The organism is Caballeronia sp. LjRoot34 (genome assembly GCF_964253815.1).
In the GTDB taxonomy this organism is placed as follows: Bacteria; Pseudomonadota; Gammaproteobacteria; order Burkholderiales; family Burkholderiaceae; genus Caballeronia.
This window is the reverse complement of record NZ_CAXUSB020000003.1, coordinates 1149720-1166451: the sequence shown is the minus strand read 5'-3', so window position 1 is coordinate 1166451 and position 16732 is coordinate 1149720. Positions and strand designations below refer to the sequence as shown.

The following is a 16732-nucleotide window of genomic DNA, read 5'->3' as shown; positions in this document are numbered from 1 at the left end:
ATCAGGAGTGGGATGGTACGGTCGTCCTGCTTCTGTCGGCGAGATAGTTTGCCCAGCCGCCGAACCGGGTGATGTCGACAGCGTGGTCCAGTCCGGCGGACTCGCAGATGAAGCCTTTGACATCGGTTCCATCGGCGAGGCTGACGGTACCGATTCCCAGGGGTGCGGCGACGCCAGCCACAAAGGAACCGAACTCGGCAAGGGGCATGTCCCATAGTTCAAGCTGGATCGATGCACCGCTATCGGAACGCATCAAGCCGGGCTTAGGCGGTGTTGTATTGGCCAGTGCAAACAGCTGATAGTTAGACGCTGTCGTCGTGCTTGCAACAAAGCTTGCCCCGCGACTGACCAGTTCATGGTTGAGCGGCATTCCACGCAGATGCGCTCCTACGACCGCGACGCGGATTGTGTTCGCTGGCGAAGCGTCGCGCACCGACAACGTTGCATCCTGAAGATTCAGTGCCAGGCCGGTCGCACCGCGTGCGAGACCGGTGCTGTTATGCCAGTGCTCGGCAAACGCGGCGAGTCCACGCTCCTGCCATGCGTCACCTATGAACGTAATACCGAACGGCAAACCGTCTTCGCGAAGACTCGCAGGGACCGACACCGCGCTCCAGTCGAGCAAGTTGACGAAGTTGGTGTATTTCCCCATGTGGCTATTCAAACGCACGGGATCCGCCTGGACATCAGCGATTCGATAATGCGTGGGAGCCGTCGGCACAAGTATGGCGTCGAATCCCGCAAGCAGTGCGTCGGCGCGGCGCTTGAGATCGGCAAGCTCGTACACGCCATCAAAAGCATCGGCGGCTGAAAATTCCCTGGCTTTGAAAATGATGTCACGCACGACCGGATGGATATCGGCTTCGTGATTAGTCGCGAATTCGCGAATGGCGGCGTAGCGTTCGGCCACCCAGGCGCCGTCGTATAGCAACGCAGCGACTTCGTCGAACAGGGTGAAGTCGATCGGCACACAGGTCGCACCCTGCGCCTCAAGCTGGCCGATGGCAACCTGAAAAGCTTGCGCGGCGAAATCATCGCCAAAAAATTCCGGTTGAGCGGGAATGGCGATGCGCGGCGCAGCCGGCATACGCCAATCACGCGACGCTTCCGGTGCGGCACGTGAAAGGCCATCTTCAAGATCGATGACAGCCGCCACGTCATACACGGTCATCGCGTCACCCACGGTCATCGCGAATACGGACACGCAATCCAGCGTACGGCACGCGGGTACGACACCGGTATTGCTGAAGGCGCCACGCGTAGGCTTGATGCCAACGATGTTGTTCAACCCGGCAGGCACACGTCCAGAGCCTGCAGTGTCCGTCCCCAGCGCGAAGGGTACAAGACCGCGAGCCACGACCGAAGCGGATCCTGAACTCGACCCTCCCGACACAAATTCCGCATTAAACGTATTAGTTGGTACTCCGTAAGGTGATCGAACACCAACGAGACCCGTTGCGAACTGATCGAGATTGGTCTTCCCAATGATGATCGCACCGGCATCGGCCAAACGCCGAACGATCGTTGCATCCTTGTCCGGTGAATAGGCAAACGTGGGACAAGCGGCCGTTGTCTCAAGGCCTTCAGCGTCGATATTGTCTTTCGCTGCGAACGGCACCCCATATAACGGAAGGCGGTCCATATCGCCGCCAACAGCATCGAGCTTTTGAGCGAGCTTGGTCAGGCGAGCGTCCAGCCCGGAAGCGGACACGATAGAAATCCAGGCTGGGTCGTCTGCAGAGAGCGACGCCCTGAGTTCGTGAAGCAGTTCCGCTGGCTTAGCACCGGTTCCGTATGCACGTTTCCAGTCAGGAATAGTCCATCCGAGCATCTGGTATTTCCTCTTGTGTACAAGTTTCGAACTTCATATACAAGAGTTGTGCCAATGGTGGGAAGGTCTTTGTTGATGGGCTTCGGAGAGGTTTTAAAGGAAAATTGGCAGCGTGTCCTGCGGCGGCGGAACGCCCTAAAGTGGCGCCGAACGAGCGGAAATTGGGCGAGTTCGCACCAGTAGCGAGCCCGGCCAGCCACATTCTTAGCCGATGCCAGTGCGCCGCCCAAAGAACAGACGGCCGCCCGAAGGCGGCCGTCTGTTCGCATTCGTGCCTGTCGCTAAATCAAACTCACACGCCCGCGCGCAACGTCTTTGCCGCAGCGACCATGTTCTTGAGCGCGGGGATAACCTCATCCCACTGACGCGTCTTCAAGCCGCAATCCGGATTGACCCACAAACGCTCCGCCGGAATACGCTCAGCCGCTTTGCGCATCAACTGCACAATGTGCTCCTGGCTCGGGATATTCGGCGAGTGGATGTCGTACACGCCCGGGCCGATCTCGTTCGGGTAGTTGAAGTTATCGAAGGCATCCAGCAGCTCCATGTCCGAACGCGACGTCTCGATCGTGATCACGTCGGCGTCCATATCGGCGATCGACGCAATGATGTCGTTGAACTCCGAATAGCACATATGCGTGTGGATCTGCGTTTCGTCCTGCACGCCATTCGCCGTGATACGGAACGATTCAACGGCCCACTGCAGGTATTCGTTCCACTGCGACTTGCGCAACGGCAAACCTTCACGCAGTGCCGCCTCGTCGATCTGAATCACACGCACGCCGGCTTTTTCCAGGTCCAGCACTTCCTCACGGATAGCCAACGCCAACTGATGGCACGACACCGAACGCGGCTGGTCATCGCGGACGAACGACCAGTTCAGGATGGTGACCGGGCCGGTCAACATGCCCTTCATCGGCTTGGCGGTTTGCGATTGTGCGTACTTGATCCACTCCACGGTCATCGCCTTCGGACGGCTGATGTCGCCGAACAGGATAGGCGGCTTCACGCAGCGCGAACCGTAGGACTGTACCCAACCAAACCGGCTGAACGCGTAGCCGTCGAGCTGTTCACCGAAGTACTCGACCATGTCGTTGCGCTCGGCTTCGCCGTGCACGAGTACGTCAAGACCTAGTGCTTCCTGTTCGCGCACGCTGCGCGTGATCTCGCGGTGCATGACGGCCTTGTAGCCGGCATCGTCCAGCTCGCCAGTCTTGAACTGGCTGCGAGCCTGACGAATCTCGGCGGTCTGCGGGAACGAGCCGATAGTCGTTGTCGGATACGCCGGCAGCTTCAACAAGGCCGACTGCTTCGTGGCGCGTTGCGGGTAAGCGCTTGAGCGACGGCCAAGTGCTGCATCGATTTTCGCAACCGCTGCCTTGACCGCCGGGTTGTGCACGCGCGGCGACGAACGGCGGTTTTGAATTGCGGCGCCGTTCTCAGCGAGCGCCGCCTGCACCGACTGGCGGCCGTCGTTTAGCGCGTGAGCCAGCACCTTCAGTTCATCGAGCTTCTGCAATGCGAAAGCGAGCCAGGACTGAATTTCCTTATCGAGCTTTTGCTCGCTGGCCAGATCGACCGGCACATGCAACAGCGAGCACGACGGTGCAATCCACAAGCGGTTCTGCAATGTCTGATGAATAGGTTCCAGCCAGTCCAGCACGGCGCTCAGGTCGCTTTTCCAGATGTTCCGGCCATTGATGACACCAAGGGACAGCACCTTGTCCGCAGACAGCTGCGCGAGCACTTGCGCAACCTCGGCACGCGCGTTGATCGCATCGATATGCAGACCCTGAACCGGCAGCTTGCACGCGATTGATAAGTTATCCTGCAATTGTCCGAAGTAAGTGGTCAGCAGCAGCTTGGCCTTCGAACCCTTCAACGCGTCGTAGGCCGTGACGAATGCATGCTGCCACGTTGCATCGAGCTCAGTGACCAGGGCTGGCTCATCGATCTGCACCCATTCAACGCCTTGCGCCGCCAGTTGTTCAAGCAACGCTGCATACACCGGCAACAGGCGCGGCAGCAACGCGAGCTTGTCCGAGTCGTCCTTGGCCTTGCCAAGCCAAAGATACGTCACCGGGCCAATGATGACCGGCTTGGCTTTCACGCCGAGCTTGCGAGCCTGTGCCAACTGATCGAGCAAGCGCGATGCATCGAGTGCAAATTCGGTCGATGCGCTGAATTCCGGCACGATGTAGTGATAGTTCGTATCGAACCATTTGGTCATCTCGCCAGCCTGCACGCCGCAGCTGCAAGCCGAGTCATGCGCGGAGCGGCCACGCGCGACGCGGAAGTAATTGTCCAGCGGGTCGCCGTCAAAACCGCGAACCCGTTCCGGGATGTTGCCCAGCGTGAAGCTCGTGTCGAGCACCTGATCGTAGAACGAGAAATCGCCGACGGGCACATGGTCAAGGCCGGCCTGGTTTTCCCAGTGCCGCTGGCGCAGTTGTGCGCCCAACCCGGTCAGTTCGTCGCGTGACGACTGCCCTTTCCAATAACCTTCCTGCGCGAATTTCAGTTCGCGTTTTGCGCCGATACGGGGGAAACCCAAATTGTGCGTCGTGACCATTGATGTGCCGCTCCTGAAATGAACGGCTCGATCATAGGTTGCGTGGTCTATGAAATATAATGGTCTTTTCTCATTGATCGATTAGTTCCTTTCATGGACGACACATGCTCGAACGAACTCATCTGGCCATTATTCGGGAAGTCGACCGTCACGGCTCGCTGACAGCGGCCGCGAACGTGCTGTGCCTGACGCAGTCCGCGCTTAGCCATACCGTCAAGAAGATGGAGCAGCAGCTTGGGACCGCCGTATGGAGCCGCGACGGTCGCAACCTGCGCCTGACGCAGGCGGGGCAGTATCTGCTGGCGCTCGCGAACCGCGTGCTGCCGCAGATGGAACATGCGGAAGAACGCATGAGGCAATTCGCGCTGGGACAGCGTGGGACGCTGCGCATTGGCATGGAATGCCATCCTTGCTACCAGTGGCTGCTCAAGGTGGTGTCGCCCTACCTCGCACGCTGGCCCGACGTGGATGTCGACGTCAAACAGAAATTCCAGTTTGGCGGCATAGGCGCGTTGTTCGGCTATGACATCGACATATTGGTCACGCCGGATCCGTTGCGAAAACCCGGCTTGCGCTTCGAACCGGTGTTCGACTATGAGCAGGTACTGGTGGTGGGGCGGCAGCATCGGCTGGCGCAAGCACCTTTCATCCTGCCCGATGAACTCGCCGAAGAGGTCCTGATCACGTATCCGGTCGAGATCGATCGGCTGGATATCTATAACCAGTTCCTCATGCCGGCGAACGTCATGCCGAAGCGGCACAAGGTCATAGAAACCACCGACATCATGTTGCAAATGGTCGCAAGCGGTCGGGGCGTGGCCGCGTTACCGCGCTGGCTGGTTGAAGAGTATGCGGACAAGGTCGCGGTGAATGCGGTCCGGCTGGGCAAAAAAGGCATCGCCAAGCAGATCTTCCTGGGCGTCCGTGAAACGGATACGACGATCGATTATCTGAGCGCCTTTGTTGAGCTTGCGCGTGGGTCCGACTGGAATGTAACGGTGGAAACGGAACACGCATAGGCATCCTAAGCTCTTCCAGCCCTTATCGATTCAATCGATCCTGCATGAAATCCACGAACGCGCGCAGCTTGCGGGGAACGTGGACACGGCTGGGGTAGTAGAGATAAAATCCGGGGAACGTGGGCCACCACGGCTTCAGCAGCGCAATCAGGCGCCCGGCCTGAATGTCGTCGTGCACCTGGACTTCGAACGCGCAGCCAATGCCGGCGCCAGCCCGGACAGCCGCGAGGATGATATCGCCGTCGTTGGTCACCAGCGGCCCAGGCACCTCAATGTCGAAGTCACGGCCCTTGTGCGTATATTCCCAGCGATAAATACTGCCCGCGAGACGAACATTGATACACCTGTGCGCGCGCAAGTCCTCGGGCTTGCGCGGCAGCGGGCGTCCTGCCAGATAGCGTGGCGCCGCGAGAGTCGCAATACGATGCCGGCCGCCGAACGGCACGGCTACCACGTCCTGCGCCAGGTTCTCGCCAAGGCGAATGCCGGCGTCGAAGCCCCCGCCGACGAGATCCACGAGCGCGTTGTCGCAATGCATTTCCACGGTGATGTCGGGATAGGCCTCCAGGAAGTCGACCAGATGAGGCATCACCAGAATGTCCGCCGCCGTGCGCGAGAGGTTGAGGCGCAGCAGGCCGGCAGGCTTGTCACGTAATTCGTTGACCCCGTCGACGGCGGTCGCGAGCGCGGCAAGCGCCGGTTGTGCATCCTGCAGGAAACGCTGTCCGATTTCAGTCAACCCGACCCGGCGCGTCGAACGGTCGAGCAAGCGCACACCGAGGCGCCCTTCCAGCGCGCGCATGGTTTGCGACAAGGCTGACGGCGACACACCCAGCTCGGCCGCGGCGCGCGTAAAACTGGCATGGTGCGCCACGCGAGCAAAGGCGGCAATACCCGGCAGCAGGTCTGGCAGCGTCGCCATATTATGAAGCAGCGCTTCATGCTGCATATTGATTACCCCCCTTAATCCTTACCAATCGGCAGCCTATCATGGGCGCTCAATCCTCATAGGAGCACCCCATTCATGAGCAAGCTTTCCGGCAAAGTCGCTATTGTCACCGGTTCATCCAAAGGCATTGGAGCGGGTATCGCTGAACGCCTCGCCGCCGACGGCGCTCACGTGGTCGTGAACTACTCGCGCAGTGCGGAAGACGCAGATGTCGTCGTCAAGAGAATCGTTACGGCGGGAGGCAAGGCCATCGCGGTCAAAGCCGATATTTCCAAACCGGCTGAGATCCAGCCGCTCATCGATGCTGCCCTCGATACGTTCGGCAAGCTCGATATCCTGATCAACAACGCGGGGGTCTACAAAATGGACTCTCTGGAAACGCTGACGGCCGAGAGTTTCGACGAGCACTTCCACCTCAACGTACGCGGCCTGCTTCTTACCACGCAGGCAGCATCCCGCGTGTTGCCGGCGGGTGGCGTGATCGTCAACATCAGTTCGGGTCTGGCGCACAGCCCCTATCCGATGGTTCACGTCTACTGCGCCACCAAGGGCGCGGTGGACACCCTGACGCGTACGCTGGGGATGGAGCTTGGCCCTCGCAAGATTCGCGTGGTCGGCATTGCGCCGGGTTTCGTCGCCACCGAAGGGAATGCGGAATCTGCGAAAGGGATGGCTGAGTTCTTTATCGCCAAGACGCCGCTCGCGCGCGTTGGTCAGCCCAGCGACATTGCCGCAGCCGTCGCCTTCGCTGTTTCGGACGACGCCGGCTGGGTCACCGGATGCACGATCGATGTCGCGGGCGGAATGGTATTTTGATGCGTTTCCTGCTGCACAAGAGATTATTTGTACACGGCGTGTTGCAGATTGCGGCTGAGGGACGGCAACGGAAATGAAGCCCGTACAGTATCAAAGCTTCAGGGACGGCCATATTCCTTAAGCGTGGTGGGGTACTGCCAAGCGTCCATTCCGGCCAAAGCAGAGGATTCATTTGACCAACGGGAAAGTCAGGACGAACCGTGTTCCCTGCGGCTCACTTTTCGCATGTACCTTGCCGCCATGCAGTTCCATGATCGTCCGCACTATCGCCAGTCCCAGCCCGGTCGATCCGCTCGCCGACGCACCGCTCGTCCTCGATGGATCAGCACGATAAAACCGATCGAAAACGCGTACAAGTTATGTTCCAGCAAAACACGACCGGATGAATCGATCACTTCCGCCGACAACGCCTCGTTGCCCATCACCTGACTTTCCAGCCGCGCCTGACGCTGCGTCAGGCGGCGACGATACCCAGCCAAGCTTGATAGTCCACATGGCAACTCAGGTCCTGTGCAAGGCAATGGAAATGACCGCGACAGCACAGGGCCTGAACCGCGCCACTTAGCCGCCTGCGTAGATGTTGCAGAAGCTGACCGGACCAACGCAGGTCGAGCGCGTGGCCGTGTGCATCGGGGCGCTTGACGACGAAGTGCCGTTCTCCGCCACGCCGCCATAGGCTTGCGTCGCCTGTTGCTGGCCGTTCTGAGCGGCGATCTTCGCTTCAGCAGCCTGGATGTCGGCCGGGTAGTCGACGTCGCCACCGCGCGCCGGGTTGTAGCCCGCCTGTTCAACACGCACCAGGTCTGCGCGGACTTCAGCGCGTGTCACGGGAGCATTCGATTGTGCAAAGCTGAGAACCGGAGCGGCCAAGGCACCAGCGGCGAGAGCAAGGCAGATAAGTGCTTTTTTCATGATAGATATTCCTTCAATGAGTGTGATTGATTAACGGGCAACCTTGCCCTGAAACGGATGACGCTGTAGTTGCCGGAGTGCGATGACAAGCCTTGAAACTGCTATTAAATGGCCGATCTTCGTTTCGGTTTCCTTTCTTGGTTAAATCGTAACTAGTCAGCCGCTAAAGGCGAAGGGACGTGGCCAGCGAAGCTAAGAGCGAGCGCGGCCATGAGTGGGCGGCGTTGTTTGCGCAGGGTAGCCAGATACGATCGGATGGTGCAAAACGCCTGAAGTCCGCTCGCTGTGCGGAAGCATCCCGAGACTTTTTGTTTGAGCTTGGGCATGCGGATATCGCGTTCGGCCTGGTTATTGTCGAACGGCACGCGATGGTCGGCCACGAAACGCCACACTTGCGCGGTATGACGCTCCAGGCGCCCCAGCAGATTGTAGGCTTCGCTTTGTTTGATTCTGCCGCGCACATCTTCACGCGTGGGGTCGCGCGCTTGCTGCGGGTTGAGCTTGCGGCCTTCTCTGATCAGGGCGCGGCTGCGTCGCCGATAGTAGTTGGTGCGCGTGCGGCTCAAGCCCGTACGGCCGCAGGCAATGCTGTCATCGACCTCGCGCTTGGCCTGGCGCAGCAGCTTGAGCATGTGTTCGGCCCAGGGCTGCTGGGTCGACTCCCACACCCCGATCAACTCGCGCAGATGATGCGCATTGCATAACGCATGCTCGCACTCATAGTAGGAGTAAGGCACCCAGCCATCGTGCACTGCGATCCCGGTAAATGAGGGTAGGATACCGAAACTGTCCAGTGCTTCGCGCCCACGCGTGCGGTGCGAGCCATACCACGTCAGCGCCTGGGTCGAGGCCGTGTGCAGCCAGTGCAGGGTACGTCCCACGCGCATGCCGGTTTCATCGAAATGCACGACCGGCGCGCTTTGCAGCGCTTGCCCAATGAGTTCAACGGCCGGACTCAACATCCGTGCCGCTTGCGTGATGCAGTTTTGCACCGTGCCCGAACTCATGCTCAGGCCAAACAGGTCGCGCAACGCCTGCGAGGTACGCTCCAGGGGCAACTGCTGATATTGCGTCAGATAGACCGCCGCCGCCTGGATCTGGCTGCCGTACTGCACCGCCTGGCTTACGCCTTTGGGAAACTCGGCCCGATGTAATTGGCCGCAGCCGCATTGCGCCCGCTCCACGCGATGGGCTGTCACCTCAAACCGGATCACCGGCAAATCGATGACCTGGCGCTCTTCGGCCAGCACTGAAATGCGATCGGGCATGATTTCTTTCCCGCAGTTATCACATACCCGACTCACGCGATGAATCTCAACGTGATCTGGCTGCGCCACGCGTTTGAGTGTCTTGCCCTCATGACCTGGCTGAGCGCCTGGCGCGGCTCCGCTCACCGTGCGCTGCGACTTGGGTTTGGGTTTGCGCTTCAAGCCATCCGAGGACGGTGGCTTGCTTGAGTTGTGGCTGTCCTTCTCCAGCTTCGCTTCAATCTCATTCAGACGTCTCACCAACTCAATGATGAGTGCGTCCTTCTGCTCGTCCGTTAGATTTTTAAGGTTAGGCACTAATGTCATCTCCGAATCATGCCGAGCTTCGCAGCAGTTTACAAGTGCTGACTAGTTACGTTAAATCTAAATTACCGCGTTCATGCAGTGGCAAACACATCGGCATTGCTGTTATTCCACGATCGATCAAATAATTTCTTCAAGTTGTTGCTGACAGACCTTCGTAAGCCACGACTGGCTGCTTTGGCTCTTGCTTACATACGACGTAGCATGGCCATCAACTTCTATCTGGCCGCAGTGCAATCTCGGTGACTTGCAATCAGTATCGGCTTTCAAGCTTTGCGCGAGACTGACATCAGCATTACCAAATTGTTATCTTTGGCCGGAGGCAGAAAGACTTGGGGAGAGGGGATGAGGGGCGATTCCGTGCCCGAGCCATCGCGAGGGGAGTGCGAGACGAGGCGGTCGTGCCCTATCGACCGCTCATCGAATCCTGCGCAATTGCTGAAAAAAATTAAATTAGATATGCGAAACGATTTTTTAAGCGCCCGATCAACCCTGTGCCGTGACAAAGTGGGCTGTCAGGCTTGGCATATCCGAGAAGATTTCATCGTGAGACGGGTATCACCTTTGGCGTGCTGGCGCCAGGCGTTTTATCCTGACTCCCATCGTCATTACGATGTCAACCGTCGACTGAATGCGCGACACCCAAAGCCCCGGCCAACTTCAGCGCGTTCCTCTGTCCCTGGTCCTCGTAGTTGGTATTGAAAACCACATGCGTCAGTTCGACCGCTTTTGAAATCTCGATAACCTGGCTGGCGATTGAATCGATTTCATCATCGTTGTACTCGTATTGAAATCTCGACGACGACGCAACCGCACCTTTGACATTCCACGTGTCCTGATTGCGTCCATGCATACGAATCAACGCCAGCCGCGGATGCGTTGTTTCCCAAATGGCGGGGATGCTGTTACTCGACCCCTGCGGTTCATCCACCACCACATTCACCAGTCCGCGCTCACGTTCCATGGCCAGCGTGGAATCGCGGCGCTTTTCGTCGAACCAGGTCTGGTTGCGAAACTCGACCGCCATGGTGTAGCCGTCCATTGCGCCCATGACGTCCGCGCAGTGCTCGACATGCCGGATGCCGTGGGGATTGCAGATCACCCACGGCGCGAACTGGAAATGCACTGCGCCAAGCTTGCCGGCGGCACGAAGCGGCTCGATAGCTTCAAAGTACCGGCACCATAATTCCTGCTGCAACTCGCCCGGCAAATCCTTGTAATACAGGCTCGTCTTGCCGTTTTGCGGCAGGTGCGGCTGAACGTCTGGCGGAAACATGTCGCGTGCGGTCTGGTGCCCCGTGAACAAGCGGAACGCCTTGATGTTGAACACAAACCCGGGCGGTGTCCGCTCAGTCCACAACACTGAATTTGCAGCGTCAGGCATGGCGTAATAGCTGGAATCGACCTCCACCAAAGGGAACACGGACGCGTAATGACGCAACCGGGCCTCCGCGCTCGAACAGCCGGGCGGATAAAAACGCTTGCACTTGATCAGCGTGGGGTCCGTCCACGACGCTGTGCCGACCAGGACGGTCACCGCGCATTCTCCCTACCATTTCCACTACGTTCAGTCGACATAATTTCTCCCCCGTTTTTCCTCCCCATGTTTAAAAGGGGCAGTTCAGGCTCGATCAAATTCAAGGTAGAGTACTGTACATCCATACAGTTAAATTTACCATGTCAGCCCTGCTCAAGAACGTCGAAGACATCCACCCCGCCTTGTGGCGCGGGTCGCAGCTCGCGCGCGCTCAGGGGCAGACCGTCGACACGGGTTATGCCGTGCTGTCGGCCGAACTGCCGGGTGGCGGCTGGCCCCTGGGAACGCTGATCGAGTTGCTGGTGCAGCAGCCGGGCGTGGGCGAAGTCAGGCTGTTACGCCCGGCGCTCGCCGCCGTGAGCCGCCGCCCTATCGCTTTTGTGCAACCGCCTCATAGTCCAAATTCTCTCGCTTTTGCGTATCTGGGTGTGCCGCTCGACAAACTGCTCCAGGTGCGTGCATCGAAACTGGCTGACGCATTGTGGTCAGCCGAGCAAATTCTCAAGACGGGCAGTTGCGGCGCGCTTGTCTTCTGGCAGCAATACGCGCGCACGGAATCGCTGCGGCGCCTGCACATGGCCGCGCAATCCTCTGAAACGCTGTTCCTGATGGTGCGCCCGCTCGCGAGTGCGGCGGACTCGTCACCGGCCACGTTGAGGCTGTGCGTGCGGCCGGCCGGCGACGGTATTGCTGTCGACATCATCAAACGCAAAGGCCCGATCCGTGCCGAAAGACTGTCCGTCACCCTGCAACCCTCTCCTGTCCTGCTGAGTCCCCATGCCCGTGTACGTCGGCATACATCTACCCCGGTTGTCGCTGGAAGTGTTCCGTCCACGCTGGTCGCGTAGGCCTGAACATGGCTGCGTCGTCCTCGACCGCGACACGGTTTTTATAGCAGACCCGGGCGCCCGCGAGGTCGGCGTATGCGTAGGCATGAAACGCGGCGGCGTCCTCACGCTCTCGCCCGACACCCTCATGTTCGAGCGCGAGCTGAGCCGAGAAAACGACTTGATGTGCGAGGTAGCTTTTTCGCTGATGAAATTCTCACCCATGGTCGCGCTCTGCGATGAGGAAACCATTGTTATCGACGTGACGGCGAGCTTGCGGCTCTTCGGCGGCGTCGTGCGGCTGTGTCAACAGATGCGGAACATTGTCGATGCCATCGGCGTCACGGCGCGCCTGAGCACAGCGCCGACCGGCCAGGGCGCGTGGCTGCTGGCCAAAAGCGCCCGGAACGCTCACCTCGGCAAGCGGCGCGTGCTGAAAATGGCTTCGCTCGAACGCAAGCTCGGGACGCTGCCGTTCCAGGCCGCGCCGGAAGTGCGGGCTTTCACGGACTGGTTCAACGGGCTGGGTTGCAAGACGCTGAACGACATTCGGCGCCTGCCGCGTGCGGGTCTGAAAAAACGCTGTGGCGTCGCGCTGCTGGACTCGCTCGATCGCGCGTATGGACTCGCGCCCGAGCTCCATGAATGGCTGGCCGTGCCGCCCGCTTTCAGCGCGCGCATCGAGTTGCCCGATCGTATAGAACATGCGGAAGCCATGTTGTTTTCAGCGCGCCGGCTGATCGTGCAACTGTGCGGCTGGCTGAGCGCGCAGCAACTGGCGCTCACGTACGCCACGCTCACGCTGGAACACGAGCGCGGCCGCGATGCCATCGACCCCACCGTTATCCAGATCGCTCTCGCCGAACCCACCTGGCACGAAGAACATCTGCTGCGCTTGTTCAAGGAGCGGCTTGGCCGCACGGAACTCGTGGCGCCGGTTATCGCCATGCGTCTGAGCGCCGCAAAAATACAGCCTGCCGAACCGCCTACCGAGACGCTTTTTCCCGAACCCGGCGGTTCGCCTGAAGACCACAACCGCTTGCTGGAATTGCTGGTGGCGCGGCTGGGCGCCGAGAATGTGCTGCGCGCGGCGCCTTCATCGGATTACCGGCCTGAACAGGCGAACCGATGGATCTCCGTCACCGACACCACCCATCCTCAAAAGCTTGAAGCCGTGCCGTCCGATCTGCCGCGCCCGACGTGGCTGCTTGAAAAGCCGCTGCAACTGATGATGAAAAGCCATCGGCCGTTCTATGGGTCGTCGCTGAAACTGGTGTCGCCGGCTGAGCGCATCGAGGCGGGATGGTTCGACGGCGGTTTGACAAGCCGTGATTATTTCGTCGCGCAAGCCAGCGATCAAAGTTGCTACTGGATCTATCGCGAGCGGCCCGGGAGTGCGGAAGCCGAAGATCCGCGCTGGTTTCTCCACGGTCTGTTTGGATGATGCATCGTGGATACGACCTTCTCCATGCTGCCCGCGTATGCGGAGCTTTTCGCGTTTTCCAACTTCACGTTTCTTCATGGGGCATCGCGTGGAGAGGAGCTGGTCGCGCGGGCGGCGCAACTGAGTTATGCCGGTCTGGCAATCACCGATGAATGCTCGCTCGCGGGTGTCGTACGCGCGCATGTGGAGGCGAAGAAGCTGAATTTTCCGCTTGTGATCGGCTCGTATTTCAAGCTTGTCAATGCGGATCTTTCGCCGGCCTTCGGACTCATTTTGCTGGCAACGAACCGCAATGGATACGGCAATCTGTCGGAGCTCATCACCATTGCCCGCATGCGGTCGAAAAAAGGCGCGTACCTGCTCACGCCGAATGATCTGGCACGACCCGATAAAGAATTCGCCCATCTGCGTGGCATGCCGGATTGCCTCGCGATCCTCGTACCCGATTTCCCCGCAAAACAGGCTGCGCTCGATGCCCAGATCGAATGGCTCGACACCACGTTTCCTCAACGCGCGTGGGTTGGGTTGACGCTGCACCAGCGCGCGCTCGATGACATACATCGGGGGACCGTCGAGCATGTGGCCGCGTTTCACAAAGTGCCCGTGGTGGCGACCGGCAACGTGGTGATGCACTTGCGTTCGCGCAAGCCGCTGCAGGACACCATGACGGCGATTCGTATCGGCAAGCCGGTGTCGGAATGTGGTTACGATCTCGCTCCGAACGCCGAACAACATCTGCGCTCCAGGTTGCGGCTCGCGAATCTCTATCCGGAATACACGCTTGGCGAAACGCTCAATGTGCTCACACGCTGCACGTTTTCACTCGATGAATTGCACTACGAGTATCCGGACGAAATCGTGCCGGCGGGATATACCCACGCTGCTTATTTGCGGCAGGAAACCTATGTTGGCGCGCATCGGCGTTTTCCGCTCGGCATTGAGCACAAGGTGCAGGCTCAGATAGAACATGAACTCGAGTTGATCGAGCATATGAAATACGAGGCGTACTTTCTCACGGTCTATGACCTCGTTCGTTTTGCCCGCCGCGAAAACATCCTTTGCCAGGGACGCGGTTCCGCCGCCAACTCTGCCGTGTGTTATTGCCTCGGTGTTACTGAAGTAGACCCGGCGAGCAGCAACATGCTGTTTGAGCGATTTATCAGCAAAGAGCGCGGTGAGCCGCCGGATATCGATGTCGACTTCGAGCATCAGCGGCGCGAGGAAGTGATCCAGTACATCTATCGTAAATATGGGCGTGATCGCACGGCGATTGCGGCGGCGGTGTCGACGTATCGGCCGCGTGGTGCATTGCGTGAAACGGGCAAGGCGCTGGGGGTCGATCCGCAGATTGTGGATCGCGTCGCGAAGTCGCATCAGTGGTTCGATAACGGTCATGACCTGCTGCAACGCTTCACCGAATCCGGGCTTGATCCGGAGAATGCGTTGATTCAGTCGTGGGCGTCGCTGGCCGCGCAATTGCTGAATTTTCCGAGGCACCTGTCGCAGCATTCGGGTGGTTTTGTGATCAGCCGGGAGAAACTCACGCGGCTGGTTCCTGTCGAAAATGCGGCTATGCCGGATCGCAGCGTGATCCAGTGGGACAAGGACGATCTGGAAGCGCTGGGGCTTTTAAAAGTCGATGTGCTCGCGCTCGGCATGCTCTCGGCCATTCGACGCACGCTCGATATGGTGTCGGAGAAGTACGGCGAGCGCTTCGAGATGCAGGACATTCCGCGTGACGATGAAGCCACCTACGAGATGATCTCGCAGGCGGACACGATCGGCGTGTTCCAGATTGAATCGCGTGCGCAGATGTCGATGTTGCCGCGACTGCGGCCGAAGAAGTTTTACGATCTGGTGATCGAAGTCGCGATCGTGCGGCCCGGTCCGATTCAAGGCGGCGCAGTGCATCCGTATTTGCGGCGGCGTCAGGGTTTGGAGCCGGTGAGTTTTCCAAACGACGATCTGAAAGTCGCGCTCGACAGAACCTTGGGGGTGCCAATTTTTCAGGAACAGGTCATGCAGATCGCAATGATCGCCGCCGATTTCACTGCCGGTGAAGCCGATGAATTGCGCCGCGCGATGGCCGCCTGGAAACGCAAGGGCGGACTGGAGAAATACTACGATCGCATTGTGAGTGGCATGACCAGGAACGGTTATAAAAAGGACTTTGCAGACGCCATATTCGAGCAGATCAAGGGCTTCGGTGAATATGGTTTTCCTGAAAGCCATGCGGCGAGTTTCGCGCTGCTTGTGTATATCAGCAGTTGGTTGAAACGTCATGAACCGGCGGCGTTTCTTGCGGCCATGCTGAATTCGCAACCGATGGGTTTCTACTCCCCTTCGCAACTCGTGCAGGACGCGAAGCGCCATGGCGTAGCCGTGTTTCCCGCTGACGTGACGGTGAGCGGCTGGGATTCGGTGCTTGAATATCCGGATGAACATCGGGGCGATGACAGCAGGCCTGCGGTGCGGCTGGGGTTATCGCTGCTTCGCGGGATGCGGGATGGTGCGGCTGAGCGTATTGGAACTGCCCGTTGTTTGCGTCAGTTCGAAAACGTGGGAGACCTCGCGCAACGGGCACAACTTGACCGGCATGATCTGCAGGCGCTGGCTGCCGCCAATGCGTTGACTTCGCTCGCGGGTAATCGACGGGAAGCGTTATGGCAATCCGTGGCCGCAGTGCCCGACAAGGACCTGCTCAACGATGCACGCGTGGAAGATGTCACGCCGCTGCTCGGCGCACCTTCTGAGGCCGACGATATTATCAGCGACTACAAGGCTACGGGGCTGTCTCTCGGACGTCATCCGCTTGAACTGCTGCGGCCGGCGTTGCTTGAGCATCGGTTGATGTCGGCGGCTACGTTGCGTAGTTACAGGAACGGGCGATTAGCGCGCGGGTGCGGACTCGTGACCGTGCGCCAACGGCCTGGAACGGCGAAGGGCGTGATGTTCGTTACGATCGAAGATGAGACGGGTAATGTTAACGTGATCGTGTGGCCCAGTCTGCTGGAGAAGCAGCGCCGCGAGGCGCTCGGTTCAACGTTGCTCGCCGTGTACGGTACGTGGCAATGCGAGGGCGAGGTTCGACATCTCGTCGCGCAACGGCTGGTGGATATGTCGTATCTACTGGGTGGGCTGACGAGCGTGAGCCGGGACTTTCATTGATTTTTTCTGATCTTCTTTTATCATCAGCACTCCATCTAAATTGTTTTATCTCAAGCCGGGGGCGTTCTTATTCAACGTCTTGCTTG

12 protein-coding genes and 1 pseudogene are annotated in these 16732 nt (G+C 59.1%); 5 read left to right on the top strand and 8 right to left on the bottom strand.

The window, feature by feature from the left end; translation table 11 throughout:
* Position 1 precedes the first annotated feature (1 nt).
* Complete coding sequence (gene atzF, locus ACSQ36_RS36230) at positions 2 to 1831, bottom strand: allophanate hydrolase (RefSeq protein WP_436185802.1); 1830 nt, start codon at positions 1829 to 1831, stop codon at positions 2 to 4.
* Positions 1832 to 2123: 292 nt separating this feature from the next.
* Entirely contained in the window at positions 2124 to 4403 is a 2280-nt protein-coding gene (gene metE / locus ACSQ36_RS36225; protein WP_436185801.1) for a 5-methyltetrahydropteroyltriglutamate--homocysteine S-methyltransferase, read from the bottom strand.
* Positions 4404 to 4507: 104 nt separating this feature from the next.
* On the opposite strand from metE, the gene ACSQ36_RS36220 reads away from it, so the two are divergent.
* Positions 4508 to 5422: a LysR family transcriptional regulator gene (locus tag ACSQ36_RS36220; protein ID WP_213768824.1), complete on the top strand. Its 915-nt coding sequence runs from the start codon at positions 4508 to 4510 to the stop codon at positions 5420 to 5422.
* A 22-nt stretch (positions 5423 to 5444) separates the two neighbouring features.
* Here ACSQ36_RS36220 and ACSQ36_RS36215 read toward each other — a convergent pair whose 3' ends face one another.
* Complete coding sequence (locus ACSQ36_RS36215) at positions 5445 to 6344, bottom strand: LysR family transcriptional regulator (RefSeq protein ID WP_436185800.1); 900 nt, start codon at positions 6342 to 6344, stop codon at positions 5445 to 5447.
* Between the two features lie 102 nt (positions 6345 to 6446).
* Here ACSQ36_RS36215 and ACSQ36_RS36210 point away from each other — a divergent pair, with 102 nt between their 5' ends.
* Entirely contained in the window at positions 6447 to 7187 is a 741-nt protein-coding gene (locus ACSQ36_RS36210; RefSeq protein ID WP_436185799.1) for an SDR family NAD(P)-dependent oxidoreductase, read from the top strand.
* A gap of 168 nt (positions 7188 to 7355) precedes the next feature.
* Here ACSQ36_RS36210 and ACSQ36_RS36205 read toward each other — a convergent pair.
* The 5 genes and pseudogenes from ACSQ36_RS36205 to ACSQ36_RS36185 all read right to left on the bottom strand — a co-directional run.
* Positions 7356 to 7544 (bottom strand): annotated as a pseudogene (locus ACSQ36_RS36205) (ATP-binding protein); the annotation flags it as partial.
* A complete protein-coding gene (locus ACSQ36_RS36200; RefSeq protein ID WP_436185798.1) occupies positions 7451 to 7666 on the bottom strand; it encodes a hypothetical protein in 216 nt (71 codons plus the stop codon). The pseudogene ACSQ36_RS36205 and the gene ACSQ36_RS36200, both read right to left, overlap by 94 nt.
* Before the next feature lie 82 nt (positions 7667 to 7748).
* Positions 7749 to 8099, bottom strand: a complete 351-nt coding sequence (locus tag ACSQ36_RS36195) for a DUF4148 domain-containing protein (RefSeq protein ID WP_213768822.1) — start codon at positions 8097 to 8099, stop codon at positions 7749 to 7751.
* A 152-nt stretch (positions 8100 to 8251) separates the two neighbouring features.
* Positions 8252 to 9664, bottom strand: a complete 1413-nt coding sequence (gene tnpC, locus ACSQ36_RS36190; RefSeq protein WP_436181325.1) for an IS66 family transposase — start codon at positions 9662 to 9664, stop codon at positions 8252 to 8254.
* A gap of 622 nt (positions 9665 to 10286) precedes the next feature.
* Positions 10287 to 11207 (bottom strand): DUF72 domain-containing protein, encoded by a 921-nt coding sequence (locus ACSQ36_RS36185; protein WP_436185797.1) that lies wholly within the window; start codon positions 11205 to 11207, stop codon positions 10287 to 10289.
* A gap of 140 nt (positions 11208 to 11347) precedes the next feature.
* Here ACSQ36_RS36185 and imuA point away from each other — a divergent pair, with 140 nt between their 5' ends.
* From imuA to ACSQ36_RS36170, 3 genes are read left to right on the top strand one after another with little or no spacing between them, the layout of a single operon-like run.
* Positions 11348 to 12055, top strand: coding sequence for a translesion DNA synthesis-associated protein ImuA (gene imuA, locus ACSQ36_RS36180; protein WP_213768820.1), 708 nt, complete (start codon positions 11348 to 11350; stop codon positions 12053 to 12055).
* Entirely contained in the window at positions 11985 to 13478 is a 1494-nt protein-coding gene (locus ACSQ36_RS36175; protein ID WP_436185796.1) for a DNA polymerase Y family protein, read from the top strand. Before imuA ends, ACSQ36_RS36175 begins: the two co-directional genes overlap by 71 nt.
* A gap of 6 nt (positions 13479 to 13484) precedes the next feature.
* A complete protein-coding gene (locus tag ACSQ36_RS36170) occupies positions 13485 to 16646 on the top strand; it encodes an error-prone DNA polymerase (protein WP_436185795.1) in 3162 nt (1053 codons plus the stop codon).
* Positions 16647 to 16732 lie beyond the last annotated feature (86 nt).

Bases quoted from the DNA above. Each gene is read 5' to 3' on its own strand.
- atzF (WP_436185802.1), bottom strand. From the start codon at position 1,831: ATGCTCGGATGGACTATTCCTGACTGGAAACGTGCATACGGAACCGGT.
- metE (WP_436185801.1), bottom strand. From the start codon at position 4,403: ATGGTCACGACGCACAATTTGGGTTTCCCCCGTATCGGCGCAAAACGC.
- ACSQ36_RS36220 (WP_213768824.1), top strand. From the start codon at position 4,508: ATGCTCGAACGAACTCATCTGGCCATTATTCGGGAAGTCGACCGTCAC.
- ACSQ36_RS36215 (WP_436185800.1), bottom strand. From the start codon at position 6,344: ATGGCGACGCTGCCAGACCTGCTGCCGGGTATTGCCGCCTTTGCTCGC.
- ACSQ36_RS36210 (WP_436185799.1), top strand. From the start codon at position 6,447: ATGAGCAAGCTTTCCGGCAAAGTCGCTATTGTCACCGGTTCATCCAAA.
- ACSQ36_RS36195 (WP_213768822.1), bottom strand. From the start codon at position 8,099: ATGAAAAAAGCACTTATCTGCCTTGCTCTCGCCGCTGGTGCCTTGGCC.
- imuA (WP_213768820.1), top strand. From the start codon at position 11,348: ATGTCAGCCCTGCTCAAGAACGTCGAAGACATCCACCCCGCCTTGTGG.
- ACSQ36_RS36175 (WP_436185796.1), top strand. From the start codon at position 11,985: ATGCCCGTGTACGTCGGCATACATCTACCCCGGTTGTCGCTGGAAGTG.